Origin of the sequence: Brevibacillus gelatini (genome assembly GCF_050920745.1) — a bacterium.
Lineage (GTDB): Bacteria > Bacillota > Bacilli > Brevibacillales > Brevibacillaceae > Brevibacillus > Brevibacillus gelatini.
Genome location: NZ_CP154342.1, coordinates 541,942 through 554,615, shown reverse-complemented (window position 1 = coordinate 554,615; position 12,674 = coordinate 541,942). Strand labels below are relative to the sequence as shown.

Annotated in this window: 13 protein-coding genes; 3 read left to right on the top strand and 10 right to left on the bottom strand. The window is 55.2% G+C overall.

Features of this window, described 5'->3' with window-relative positions; translation table 11 throughout:
- The first annotated feature begins 12 nt into the window (after window positions 1–12).
- From AAFJ72_RS03035 to AAFJ72_RS03025, 3 genes are all read left to right on the top strand, one after another.
- Window positions 13–147, top strand: coding sequence for an EYxxD motif small membrane protein (locus tag AAFJ72_RS03035; protein WP_281274228.1), 135 nt, complete (start codon window positions 13–15; stop codon window positions 145–147).
- A 186-nt stretch (window positions 148–333) separates the two neighbouring features.
- The gene (locus tag AAFJ72_RS03030) at window positions 334–717 is read left to right on the top strand and encodes a MarR family winged helix-turn-helix transcriptional regulator (protein WP_432777137.1); all 384 of its coding nucleotides are present in this window, start codon (window positions 334–336) and stop codon (window positions 715–717) included.
- Window positions 718–728: 11 nt separating this feature from the next.
- Window positions 729–1,937, top strand: a complete 1,209-nt coding sequence (locus tag AAFJ72_RS03025; protein ID WP_432775995.1) for an MFS transporter — start codon at window positions 729–731, stop codon at window positions 1,935–1,937.
- 71 nt (window positions 1,938–2,008) lie between these two features.
- Here AAFJ72_RS03025 and purD read toward each other — a convergent pair whose 3' ends face one another.
- The 10 genes from purD to purC all read right to left on the bottom strand — a co-directional run bounded on the left by purD (window position 2,009) and on the right by purC (window position 12,518).
- Window positions 2,009–3,286, bottom strand: a complete 1,278-nt coding sequence (gene purD, locus AAFJ72_RS03020; protein ID WP_432775994.1) for a phosphoribosylamine--glycine ligase — start codon at window positions 3,284–3,286, stop codon at window positions 2,009–2,011.
- A gap of 15 nt (window positions 3,287–3,301) precedes the next feature.
- Window positions 3,302–4,852: a bifunctional phosphoribosylaminoimidazolecarboxamide formyltransferase/IMP cyclohydrolase gene (gene purH / locus AAFJ72_RS03015; protein WP_432775993.1), complete on the bottom strand. Its 1,551-nt coding sequence runs from the start codon at window positions 4,850–4,852 to the stop codon at window positions 3,302–3,304.
- Between the two features lie 188 nt (window positions 4,853–5,040).
- Window positions 5,041–5,409 (bottom strand): hypothetical protein, encoded by a 369-nt coding sequence (locus tag AAFJ72_RS03010; protein ID WP_432775992.1) that lies wholly within the window; start codon window positions 5,407–5,409, stop codon window positions 5,041–5,043.
- A gap of 147 nt (window positions 5,410–5,556) precedes the next feature.
- The gene (gene purN / locus AAFJ72_RS03005) at window positions 5,557–6,168 is read right to left on the bottom strand and encodes a phosphoribosylglycinamide formyltransferase (protein ID WP_432775991.1); all 612 of its coding nucleotides are present in this window, start codon (window positions 6,166–6,168) and stop codon (window positions 5,557–5,559) included.
- On the bottom strand, window positions 6,162–7,202 hold the full coding sequence (gene purM / locus AAFJ72_RS03000; protein WP_122904464.1) for a phosphoribosylformylglycinamidine cyclo-ligase: 1,041 nt from the start codon (window positions 7,200–7,202) through the stop codon (window positions 6,162–6,164). The genes purN and purM overlap by 7 nt, the downstream gene beginning before the upstream one ends.
- A 31-nt stretch (window positions 7,203–7,233) precedes the next feature.
- On the bottom strand, window positions 7,234–8,652 hold the full coding sequence (purF, locus tag AAFJ72_RS02995; RefSeq protein WP_432775990.1) for an amidophosphoribosyltransferase: 1,419 nt from the start codon (window positions 8,650–8,652) through the stop codon (window positions 7,234–7,236).
- Window positions 8,637–10,880 carry a phosphoribosylformylglycinamidine synthase subunit PurL gene (gene purL / locus AAFJ72_RS02990; protein WP_432775989.1) on the bottom strand — a complete coding sequence of 748 codons (2,244 nt, stop codon included), beginning with the start codon at window positions 10,878–10,880 and terminating at the stop codon, window positions 8,637–8,639. The genes purF and purL overlap by 16 nt, the downstream gene beginning before the upstream one ends.
- Window positions 10,861–11,553, bottom strand: a complete 693-nt coding sequence (gene purQ, locus AAFJ72_RS02985) for a phosphoribosylformylglycinamidine synthase subunit PurQ (protein WP_122904467.1) — start codon at window positions 11,551–11,553, stop codon at window positions 10,861–10,863. Before purQ ends, purL begins: the two co-directional genes overlap by 20 nt.
- Window positions 11,554–11,557: 4 nt before the next feature.
- On the bottom strand, window positions 11,558–11,806 hold the full coding sequence (purS, locus tag AAFJ72_RS02980) for a phosphoribosylformylglycinamidine synthase subunit PurS (protein WP_122904468.1): 249 nt from the start codon (window positions 11,804–11,806) through the stop codon (window positions 11,558–11,560).
- A complete protein-coding gene (gene purC, locus AAFJ72_RS02975) occupies window positions 11,799–12,518 on the bottom strand; it encodes a phosphoribosylaminoimidazolesuccinocarboxamide synthase (protein ID WP_122904469.1) in 720 nt (239 codons plus the stop codon). The genes purS and purC overlap by 8 nt, the downstream gene beginning before the upstream one ends.
- Between the last annotated feature and the right edge of the window lie 156 nt (window positions 12,519–12,674).

Below are 12,674 nucleotides of genomic sequence, written 5' to 3'. Positions count from 1 at the left end.
GAGACGCTGCACATGATCGTCGGAACTCCCCTCTATGAATGGCTGTCCCACAATCTGTTTGTCGCAGCCATGATCGTCGGTGCCATTGGCGTAGTGGGCTACTACGTTTTTTACGCCTCCAAGCGAAAAGGACGCTATCGGCAATAAGCTGACCGCTCCAAAGGAAACCAACCGCCTCGTCTTTTCGCAGGCGGTTTTTCCATTTACAAAATTAATTGCCAGACATATAATTGTCAAAGCAATTAATTTCGCAAACAAAGGAAGGTTCTCCGCATGATCGATCATTGGCAAAAGGAACCGATCGGCTTTCTGATCGGCAATACGTACAGGCGCATGATTCATTATGTGTCCTTGTTTTTGCGCGAATTTGACCTGACGACGGAGCAGTTTGCCGTCTTGTACCGGCTTCGGGAAGAGGACGGAATCAACCAGAAGGAGCTGGCTCTGCGCTCCGCCAAGGACCAGCCGACCATGACCCGCATTCTCGACAACCTGCAGAAAAAAGGATGGATTGAAAAAAAGCTGAGCGAACAGGATCGCCGCGCCTATCTCATCACGCTCACGCCGAATGGCAGGGAGCGGATTGAACAGGCCATTCCCGCAGAAGCCAAGGCGATCGCGGATGTATTTGCGGGTATTTCACCGGAAAAGCTCGCTTTTTTGCGGGAAATATTGCTTGCGATCAATGAGAACGTAAACCGCCATACACACGAATAGGAGATGACATCTTGGGAGAGAGTAGAGAGAAACTGTGGACGAAGGATTTCGTCCTTTTGACTTTATGCAACACGCTGTTGTTCCTGGCGATCCAGATGCAGACACCCACGTTTCCTGCCTACGTGAAGCAGACGTATCAGGCGAACGATTTTGTCGTCAGCCTGGTCATCAGCCTGTTTTGTCTGGCAGCGGTCGTCGCACGCGCCTTCACCGGGGAAGCCTTGCGGACGAAAAACAGCAAGGTGATCGCGCTATTGGCGCTGTGCACCGTCGGGATTTTCAGCGCGGGCTACTACTGGGCAGGACATATTGCCTTGTTTTTGTTTTTTCGCGTTCTCGTCGGCATCGGCTTTGGCATGGGCAGCACCGCGTTTCCGACGGTCGTGTCCAACGTCATTCCCGTCCGGCGAATCGGGGAAGGGATGGGCTACTTCGGCCTTTCCACCAGTCTGGCGATGGCGCTCGGCCCCCTGATTGGGCTTGGCATTCTGCAATCGTTCGGAATTGGCCCGATGCTGTTGACGCTCGTGCTGCTCGTGGCAGCGATTTTTCCGTTGGCGCACATGATCCGCTCTTACAACTTGCGCATGGCGCCAGCAACCCAGGCAGCACCCGTCAAAGGGGTTGCCCGCTATTTTGACAAAAAGCTGCTTTTGCCCGTCAGCCTGAATTTTTGCCTGTCCATCACGTATGGCGGGATTTTGAGCTTTTTGGCCTTGTACGGAAAAGAAGCGCACATAGCCAACGTAGGCTGGTTTTTCCTCGCCAATGCGCTCGCCATGATCTTGATCCGGCCTTTTTCCGGCAAGCTGTACGATCGCAAGGGGCATATGGCCGTTTTGCCGCCCGGCGCGATCTTCGTAGGCGTCAGCCTGCTGCTTCTGTCCGTGACGACCAGCGAATCGCTGCTGTTGCTCTCAGCCATCTTCTACGGACTGGGCTACGGCATGATTCAGCCGTCGATTCAAGCCTGGATGGTCAAGGTCGTCAGGCCAGAGCAGCGCGGCATGGCAAACGGCCTGTTCTTCAATTCCATCGATCTTGGCATCGCCGCTGGTTCCATGCTGCTTGGCATACTTGCGACACATTCCGGCTACTCGGTCATGTACCGGTGGTCAGCCGCCAGCATGCTGCTGTTCCTCGTCGTGTACGTGTTGTCGCAGCTTGTGGCAGCAAAAGGGAAGAAGACACAGCTGGCAGGCGAAAATATCGGCGTATAAGAGTGATACGCAAAAGGCAGTCCTCGTTCGATCCTCAGTGTCGAACGGGACTGCCTTTTTTTTATGAATGCCTAGTTTTTCTGCTGGTGCTTCATCGCTTTTGCCGCAATGTCTGTGCGGTATTGCGCTCCTTCAAACGAAATCGCCTTTACCGACGCATATGCGGCTTCACGCGCTTGTTCGAGGTCGGCTCCGGTTCCCACTACGCCGAGCACGCGGCCGCCGCTGGTCACGATGCCTTCGTCTGTCTGCTTGGTGCCGGCATGGAACACAGTAACGCCTTCTGTCGTTTTTTCCAGGCCGTCGATCCGTTTGCCCTTCGGATAATCGCCCGGATAGCCGGGAGCGGCCATGACGACGCAGACGGCGCTTCCTTCTTTCCAGGTCACGTCCAGACCGTCCAGCTCTCCGTTAACCGTCGCCACGAAAATATCGAGCAAATCCGTTTCCAGAAGCGGCAAAATGACTTGCGTCTCCGGATCGCCAAAGCGGGCGTTGAACTCGACCACTTTTGGCCCTTGCTCGGTAATCATCAGTCCGGTGTAGAGTACCCCTTTGAACGGAATACCGTCCTTGGCCATCCCGGACGCCATCGGCTGAACAATCGTTTTCACAATCGTATCGACCAGCTCGGCCGACATGTGCGGAACCGGGGCATACGTCCCCATGCCGCCTGTATTCGGACCGCGATCATCGTTGAAAATGCGCTTGTGATCCTGCGAAGTAACCATCGGCTTTACCGTTTCGCCGTCGACGAAGGAGAGCAGGGACAGCTCTTCGCCAAACATGCACTCCTCGATGACGACACGCGCACCCGCTTCGCCAAAAACGCTCTCCTGCATGATCTGGCGGAGCGCTTCTTCCGCTTCCTCGACCGTCTCGGCCACGACAACGCCTTTTCCTGCGGCAAGACCGTCAGCCTTGACGACAATCGGTGCCCCTTTCTCGCGCACATACGCGCTCGCCGATTCGTAGTCGATGAACGACTCGTAGGCAGAGGTCGGGATGTTGTAGCGTTTCATCAAGCTTTTCGCAAACGACTTGCTGCCTTCGATCATCGCTGCTTTGCCATTCGGTCCAAAGATCGGCAGATTGCGCTCCTGGAAAAAGTCGACGATGCCGCCGAGCAGTGGATCTTCTGGACCTACGACAGTCAAATCAATGCCTTCGTCTTTGACGAACTGGGCCAGCGCCGCAAAATCATTGACGCCAATCGGTACGTTCTGGGCAATCTCGGCTGTGCCGCCGTTTCCCGGAGCGCAGTACACCTTTTCTACCTTCGGGCTTTGCAAAAGCTTCCAGGCAATGGCGTGTTCGCGGCCGCCGCCGCCAATTACCAATACTTTCATGGAAATATCCTCCTGTTAGTGCTTGAAGTGGCGCGTTCCGGTAAACACCATGGCGATGCCCGCACGGTTGCACGCGTCGATGGAATCCTGATCGCGAATCGAGCCGCCCGGCTGAATGATCGCGGTAATTCCGGCCGCAGCAGCCGCTTCTACGGTATCTGGCATCGGGAAGAAGGCATCGGATGCGAGCACAGCGCCTTTTGCCAGCTCACCTGCCTGCTCGATGGCGATTTTCGCTGCGCCTACGCGGTTCATCTGACCAGCGCCTACCCCGATCGTCATGTTGTCTTTTGCCAGCAAAATCGCGTTGGACTTCACGTGCTTGACGACCTTCCAGGCGAATTGCAGCTGGGCCATTTCTTCAGCTGTTGGCTTGCGGTCTGTCACGACCTGGATTTCACTTTCTTCCAATTGCTTGTAGTCGTAATCCTGGATCAATGCGCCGCCTGCGACCGGAGCAATGCGGAACAGATTGTCCGCTTTTTTCGCAGGCTCATTCAAGCCACGGATGCGCAACAGACGCAGATTCTTTTTCTCCGTCAGCACAGCCAATGCTTCTTCGGTAAAATCAGGAGCAATGATGATTTCCAGGAAAATTTCTTTCATCGCGAGTGCGGTATCTTTGTCAATCGGGCGATTCGCCGCGACGATACCGCCGAAAATGGACACAGGGTCTGCTTCGTACGCTTTTTGGTACGCCTGGCGAATGTCTGCGCCGATCCCTACGCCGCAAGGGTTGGAGTGCTTGATTGCCACAACAGCCGGCTCGGTAAATTCACGCACAATCGCCAGAGCGGCGTCTGCGTCGTTGATGTTGTTGTAGGAAAGCTCCTTGCCGTGCAGTTGCTCCGCATAACCGATGCTCAACTGGCCAGACAGCGGTTCGCGGTAAAAAGCGGCGCGTTGGTGCGGATTTTCGCCGTAGCGCAGGTCTTGCGCTTTTTCGTAGGTCACGGTGTAGCTTTCTGGCAACAGCTCGCCTACCTGCTCGCTCAGGTAGCGCGAGATCAGCGCATCGTAGGCCGCTGTGTGACGGAATACTTTCGCTGCCAGACGACGGCGCGTTTCCAGCGTAGTATCGCCGTTTACCTCGATTTCTTCGGCTACCTTGTCGTAGTCGGCAGCGTCGACGACAACGGTCACGAACGCGTGGTTTTTCGCCGCGGAGCGCAGCATGGTCGGCCCGCCAATATCAATATTCTCAATCGCATCTTCATATGTCACGTCTGGCTTGGCAATCGTTTCCTTGAATGGATACAGGTTGACCACGACCAGATCAATCGTTTCGATATTCAGCTCTTTCAGTTGCTTTTGATGTGCTTCGTTGTCACGTACAGCCAAGAGGCCGCTGTGGATATTCGGATGCAGCGTTTTGACGCGTCCGTCCAAAATCTCGGGAAATCCTGTTACCTCGGAAATACCGATGACGGGAACCCCCTCTGCTTTCAAGAGAGACGCCGTACCTCCGGTGGATATGATCTGCACGCCGGCAGCTGCCAAACGACGGGCAAACGGAATCAATCCTGTCTTGTCAGAAACGCTAATCAACGCCTTTTTCACACTCACGGATAGAACCTCCTGACTTTTAGTAAAAAACATGGTAGAAAGCCGTTGCGCTAAAACACGAACATTCCTTTCATATTAAAACATAATTGTACGCTTTTATCAAGAGTTTTCCCCGTGAAAACAAACGCAGCCGCCCATGCCTGTTCGGCACTCGCGACTGCTTCCTCCCGCTCCCACTTGCCGGAAGCCTAGCGCTTTTTTTTGCTTCCTCCGGACAGCTTTTTCACGCGCTCTGCCAGAGAAAGATTCTTGCTTTTGCCAACAGCCCTGGTTGGCTTTTTCGCTTTGCTGCTTTTTGCCTTGACCTGTTTAGGAACCATGTCTCCCAATTCTTCCATGGTAATCGACTTTCCGCTTTTCATTCGTTCCTTGACGCGCTCTTTTGTCTCCTCTGGCACGTCCAGGCCCATCTCGGCCAGCTCGTTCATCAGCTCGTCGATGTTGCCCCCGCCTTTGGGAAATTTTTGCGCGAGCCTCATAATATCGTCCAGCGTCCATTCTCGCCCTGTTCTCTTGCTTAGCTTGCCCAGCAAATCGGCAACAAAATCTCCGCTCAAATCGGCCCCTCCTCTTTTCCTGCTTCCTTTTACAGTATGACGGGAGGGCGGATTTGGTTTGCCTTCGTTGGGCTGCTCTCGTCTCTTTTCAACAGAAAAAAGGAAGAAGATCGACACCACTCCCCCGTGTCGCTCTTCTTCCTGCTTTTACGATATGACCTGAACGTGCCGTCCCGTCAGCTTGACGCGGTCTTCCACCAAGAGGCCGATCACTTCGATCAGCAGCCCGTGCTCTACCTCGTGGATACGCGCAGCCAGCGTCTCGGCCGTATCGTTGTCATGCACAGCTACGGGAACCTGGGCGATGATCGGGCCCGAATCGAGACCGGCATCGACCAGATGGACCGTTACCCCCGTTATCTTTACCCCGTAAGCGAGTGCCTGACCAATTGCGTCCTTGCCTGGAAAAGCGGGCAAAAGGGACGGATGCAGATTGATGATTCTTCCTTCGTAGGCAGACAGCAGCGTCTCGCCTACCAACCGCATGTAGCCTGCCAGCACGACCAGCGAAACGTCGCGTTTTTGCAGCTCAGCCACAATCTCCGCTTCAAATGCTGCCTTGTTGGCATACTCCTTCGGTTGGAATACAAAAGCTTCGATTCCCAAACGTTCGGCGCGCTCCAGCACCTTCGCCTGCGGCTTGTCGCAGACGAGCAGGGCGACTTCCACGCCCGCAAGCCGTCCTGCCTGAACAGCCTGCACGATTGCTTCGAAGTTGGAGCCGCTGCCTGAGGCGAAAATGGCCAGCTTTCTCACCATTCCACCCCGTTGTACACGACTTTGCGCTCACCCGCCTGAATGTTTCCGATCAGGTACGGCTGCTCGCCGAGCTCTTTCAGTTTTGCCATGACGCTCGCTGCATCCGCTTCCTTCACGACGAGGATCATGCCGATGCCCATGTTGAACGTTTTGTACATGTCCGGGAAGGAAATGTTTCCGGCTTCCTGCACGAGCGAAAAGATCGGCAGGACAGGCCAGGAGCCGACGTTGATGACCGCTTGCGTGTTTTCCGGGAGCACGCGCGGAATGTTTTCCGTAAAGCCGCCGCCTGTGATGTGGGCCATCGCCTTGACTTCATGCGATTCCAGCACAGCCAGCACTTGCTTCACGTAGATGCGCGTCGGCGTCAGCAGTTCCTCGCCGAGCTTTTTGCCAAGAACGTCTACATGATCGTGCAAGGACATGCCCTTGTCGGCCAACAGCACCTTGCGCACGAGCGAGAAGCCATTGCTGTGCACGCCGCTGGAGGCAAGCCCGATCAGCACGTCGCCTGCTGCCACGTTCGCGCCCGTAATCATTTTGCTTTCGTCGACAACCCCTACGGTAAATCCGGCAATGTCGTATTCACCCTCCGCGTACATGCCCGGCATTTCCGCCGTCTCCCCGCCGATCAGCGAGCAGCCGGACTGGGCGCAGCCTTCTGCGATCCCGCTTACAATCGCTTCGATTTTTTCCGGGATCACCTTGTCTACTGCCAGGTAGTCGAGGAAAAAGAGCGGCTCTGCGCCCTGCACCACGACGTCGTTGACGCACATCGCCACGGCGTCAATCCCGATTGTGTCGTGTTTGTCCATGGCAAAAGCCAGTTTCAGCTTGGTTCCTACGCCATCGGTTCCCGAGACGAGAACCGGCTTTTCGTATTTTTTCGTGTCCAGACGGAACAGCGCTCCGAAGCCGCCCAAATCGGTCAGCACTTCGGGGCGGAATGTCCGCTTCACGTGTTTTTTCATGCGTTCGACAGCTTCGTTCCCCGCATCGATGTCGACACCCGCTTGTTTGTATGCTTCACTCATCGTTTCTCCCCCTTACAAGAGGTTGCTTGTATTAGCACTTGGACGCTGGCAGCGCCTCTTCAAATTCGATCTCGGTCGGATACTCTCCGGTAAAGCAGGCGAGACAATGCCCTTTGTTCGGAGCCGAATCCTGGCGGCCAATCGCATCGATCATGCCTTCTACAGACAGGAAGGCCAGGGAATCGGCTTCAATGATCTGGCGAATTTCCTCTACCGATTTGGTCGCGGCAATCAGTTCGTCACGCGTGGAAGTGTCGATGCCGTAAAAGCACGAGTTCATGACAGGCGGAGAGCTGATGCGCACGTGTACTTCCTTGGCGCCAGCCTCGCGCAGCATGCGGACAATGCGGTTGCTCGTCGTACCGCGCACGATGGAATCGTCAATCATGACGACGCGCTTGCCTTCGACCACCTTGCGCACCGCCGACAGTTTGAGGTATACCGCGCGTTCGCGCAGTTCCTGGCTCGGCTGGATGAAGGTGCGGCCCACGTAACGGTTTTTAATCAGGCCGATCTCGTATGGAATGCCTGTCGCTTCCGCAAAGCCGATTGCCGCCGAAATGCTGGAATCCGGCACGCCCGTTACCACATCGGCATCAATTGCCGATTCCAAAGCGAGCTGCTTGCCCAGACGCTTGCGGGCCATGTGGACGTTGATGCCGTCGATGTCGCTGTCCGGACGCGCAAAGTAAATGTATTCGAACGTACAGATCGAGCGTTGTGTCGTCTCGGTGTGCTTGGTTTCGATGATCCCGTTCTGGTCGATGACGATCATTTCCCCTGGCTGCACGTCGCGCCAATACTCGGCACCGATGATGTCAAACGCGCAGGTTTCGGAGGCAACTGTCACCGCATCGCCCAGTCGGCCAAGGGACAGCGGACGCAGACCGTTCGGATCGAGAGCGATCACGAGCTGCTTCTCGTTCATCACGAGCAGCGCATACGCCCCCTTGATGTGCTGCAGCGCGTCTTTTACCGCACCTGGCAGATCGCGGCGCTCGGAGCGTGCGATCAGATGCGCGATTACCTCGGTGTCGCTGGTCGTCTGGAAAATCGAGCCTTTTGCTTCCAGCTCTTTGCGCAGGACGGCGGCATTGACTAGGTTGCCGTTATGGGCAACAGCCATGCTGCCTTGCGCGTAGCGGAAAAACAGCGGCTGGGCGTTTTCAATCTTGCTGGAGCCGGCGGTCGTATAGCGGGTGTGACCAATGGCGATATGACCGCGGAATTTTTCCAGATCCCCTTTGCCAAACGCTTCCGAGACAAGCCCCATTCCGCGGTGCTTGTACCACTTCTCGCCGTCGGAGGCGCAGATACCTGCGCTCTCCTGACCGCGATGCTGAAGGGCGTGCAGACCGAGATAGGTCAATTGGGATGCTTCCTTATGGTTGTAGATGCCAAAGACGCCGCATTCTTCGTTCAGTTTGTCCCAGATTACCCGATCAAACATGGAATCGCATCCTTCCAGGCTGCTTTCACCTCTTGAATCGAAGCGTTGATCGCTTCAGTACCGTTCACGTTTACTACCAGACGATCGCCGCCGATTGTACCGATTTTTTCAGCCGGTACGCCATGCTCACCTGCCAATGCGAGGATCGCTTCCGCCTGCTCAGGGCTTGCGCTGAGCAAAATGCGGGATTGGGATTCGCTGAACAAGAGGACGTCGCTTCGCAGTTCGGAGCCAAGCTCGACTTTTGCGCCGATGCCTTTGCCGAAGCAAGACTCTGCCAAAGCTACGCCCAGACCGCCTTCGGACAGGTCGTGAGCGGAGTTGACCAGGCCTTTGCGAATCGCTGTGAGCACGAACTTTTGCACAGCGGCTTCCTTGTTCAGATCGATTTGCGGTGGACGGCCGGAAATGGAGCCAGTTGCGAGCTTCTGATACTCGCTACCGCCCAGCTCTGCGAATGTCTCGCCAAGCAGGATGATCGCGTCGCCTTCGTTTTTGAAGTCTTGCGTCGTAATATGGTCAACATCGGTAATCAGACCGACCATGCCGACGGTTGGAGTCGGATAGATCGCGTCACCGCTGCGTTCGTTGTAAAAAGATACGTTCCCGCCGATGACAGGCGCGTCGAGTGCCACGCACGCTTCGCTCATGCCTTCGCACGCTTTCTCGAACTGCCAGAACACTTCCGGCTTTTCCGGGCTGCCGAAGTTGAGGCAGTCGGTGATTGCCAGCGGCTCGGCACCGGAGCAGACCACGTTGCGCGCAGATTCCGCTACCGCGATAGCGCCGCCCACTTTTGGATCGAGGTACACGTAGCGTCCGTTGCAATCTGTCGTCATGGCGAGCGCCTTGCGCGTACCGCGCACCATGACTACTGCCGCGTCAGAGCCAGGCTTGACCGCTGTGTTCGCCCGGACAATGTGGTCGTACTGCTCGTACACCCACGCCTTGTTGGCAACAGTCGGCTGTGCCAGGATGCTTTTCAGCGTCTCGTTCAAGTCTTTTGGCTCCTGGATCGCAGCGAGCACGTCTACATTTGCGTTTGCCTCGTAGTAGGCAGGTACTGCGGAAGGACGGTGGTAGACAGGTGCGTCATCAGCCAGGCTGTTTACTGGCACTTCGGCCACGACCTCGCCTTTGTGCAGCAGGCGCAGCTTGCTGTCATCCGTTACTTTACCCACGACAGCAGACGCCAAACCCCATTTGTCAAAAATGGCGATTGCTTCTGCTTCCTTGCCTTTTTCCACGACGACGAGCATGCGCTCCTGGGACTCGGACAGCATCATTTCGTAAGCGGACATTCCCGCTTCACGCTGTGGCACGAGGTCGAGGTTCATCTCGATTCCGTTTCCTGCCTTGGACGCCATCTCGGAGCTGGAGCTGGTCAAGCCAGCCGCGCCCATGTCCTGAATCCCGACGACAATGCCGGTGTCGATCAGCTCCAGGCACGCTTCCAGCAAAAGTTTTTCCATGAACGGGTCGCCCACTTGCACCGCCGGACGTTTTTTCTCCGATTCCTCTGTCAACTCCTCGGATGCAAACGTTGCGCCGTGAATCCCGTCGCGGCCTGTGCTTGCGCCGACGTAGATGACTGGGTTGCCGATACCGGAGGCTACCCCTTTTTGAATTTTTTCGTGGTCGATGAGGCCCACGCACATCGCGTTGACGAGCGGGTTGCCTTCATACGTCGGGTCGAAGTTCACTTCGCCGCCCACGGTAGGAATCCCGATGCAGTTTCCGTAACCGGCGATACCGGCTACGACGTGTTCAAACAAATATTTGACGCGCGGGCTGTTCAGCTCTCCGAAGCGAAGCGAGTTGAGCAGGGCGATTGGACGCGCACCCATGGAAAACACGTCGCGGATAATGCCGCCCACGCCAGTCGCTGCACCTTGGTACGGCTCGATAGCAGACGGATGGTTGTGGCTTTCGATTTTGAAAACAACGGCCTGATTGTCGCCGATGTCCACGATCCCGGCGCCTTCGCCCGGACCTTGCAGTACGCGCGGACCTTTTGTCGGGAACTTGCGCAGGACAGGCTTGGAGTTTTTGTAGGAGCAGTGCTCAGACCACATCACGCTGTACAGACCTGTCTCTGTCCAGTTTGGCTGGCGTCCCAAAATATTGACTACACGTTGGTATTCTTCGTCAGTCAGCCCGATTTCGCGATAGAGCTTCTGATCGGCAATTTGTTCTGCGGTCGGTTCTTTATGCGTGAGTTGTGACACTGTTTTGTTCCCTCCACGTCTTCAGGATCGAGGTAAACATGCGGCGTCCGTCATCGGAGGTCATCCATTTGTGGACAGCACGCTCAGGGTGAGGCATCATGCCGAGCACATTGCCGCGCTCGTTGCAAATGCCTGCAATATCGTCAATCGAACCATTCGGGTTCTCGCCGCTGTAGCGGAAAACGATCTGATTGCCTGCTCTAAGCTTCGCAAGCGTCTCTTCATCACAGTAGTAGTTTCCTTCGCCGTGTGCGATTGGAATCTGAATCTCTTCCCCAGCCGCGTAGTCGCGGGTGAACGGGGTATTGTTGTTGTCTACGCGCAGGCCGGACAGCTTGCAGGCAAATTTGAGGGAACGGTTGCGCAAGAGTGCTCCTGGCAACAGCCCTACTTCTGTCAAAATTTGGAATCCGTTGCAAATTCCCATGACCAGCTTGCCTTCCTCCGCCGCCTTGACCACCTGCTCCATGACAGGCGAAAAACGAGCGACCGCGCCACAGCGCAAATAGTCTCCATAGGAGAATCCGCCCGGCAAAAGAATCACGTCATACCCGGACAGATCAGTCGCGGAATGCCATACGTAATCAACCGGCACTCCCATGACGTCTTCAACTGCGTTATACAAATCTACGTCGGCATTGGAGCCTGGAAAGACGATAACCGCTACTCGCATGTCCTTAGCCCTCCACGATTTCAAAGCGATAGTCTTCAACCACCGTATTCGCCAACAGCTTTTCGCACATCTCGCGTACACGCTCTTCTGCCTGCGCACGGTCCGCCGAGTTCAGTTCCAGTTCCATGTACTTTCCGATCCGCGCATTGTTTACTTCGTCAAAACCAAGGGTGTTCAGCGCCCCTTTTACAGCCTGGCCTTGCGGGTCCAAAACGCTCTCGCGCAGTGTTACATAAACAACAGCTTTAAACATGTACGTCTCCTCCCAGTCTCTTCAGCATTTCTTGATACGCTTCTTCTACATTGCCCAAATCGCGACGGAAGCGGTCTTTGTCCAGCTTCTCTTTTGTTTGCGAGTCCCAGAAACGGCATGTGTCCGGGGATATTTCATCGGCGAGGAGAATCTCCCCGTCCGGTGTTCTTCCAAATTCCAGTTTGAAATCGACCAGGGTGATGTTGCGCTCGGCCAGGTAAGGTACGAGAACCTCGTTTACAGCCAGCCCCATGCGCTCAAGCGTAGCCAGGTCACTTTCGCTCGCAATTCCCAACACTTTGATATGGGACGGGTTCACCAACGGGTCGCCCAATGCGTCGTCCTTGTAGTAAAACTCGACAACCGGCTGCGGGAGAACAGTGCCTTCTTCCATGCCAAGGCGTTTGGCAAGCGAGCCAGCCGCGATATTGCGAACAACGACCTCCAAAGGAATGATCTCCACTTTGCGGACAACCTGCTCGGTTGCGGACAGCAGGCGGACAAAATGGTTGTCGATGCCTTTCTCCTTTAGCATGGTGAAAAAGATAGCGGTAATGCGGTTGTTCAGTTCACCTTTTCCGGTGATTTGCGCCCGCTTCTCTCCGTTGAATGCTGTTGCGTCGTCTTTGTACTCTACCCAGTATTGGTCAGGCTCAGATGTTCGATAAATACGTTTCGCCTTACCTTCGTAGAGTTGTTCCTGTTTTTCCACTGTAGGAGTCACCTTCCCAGATAAAAAGGTTGAGTTGCGATTAATTCACGAACGATTCAACTACATTAAAACATAAACATACGCATTTATCAACGAAAAAAGCGTGAACAGCCTTCGACAAATGTTCGGGAATTATTACATAATTGTCTGTCAAGT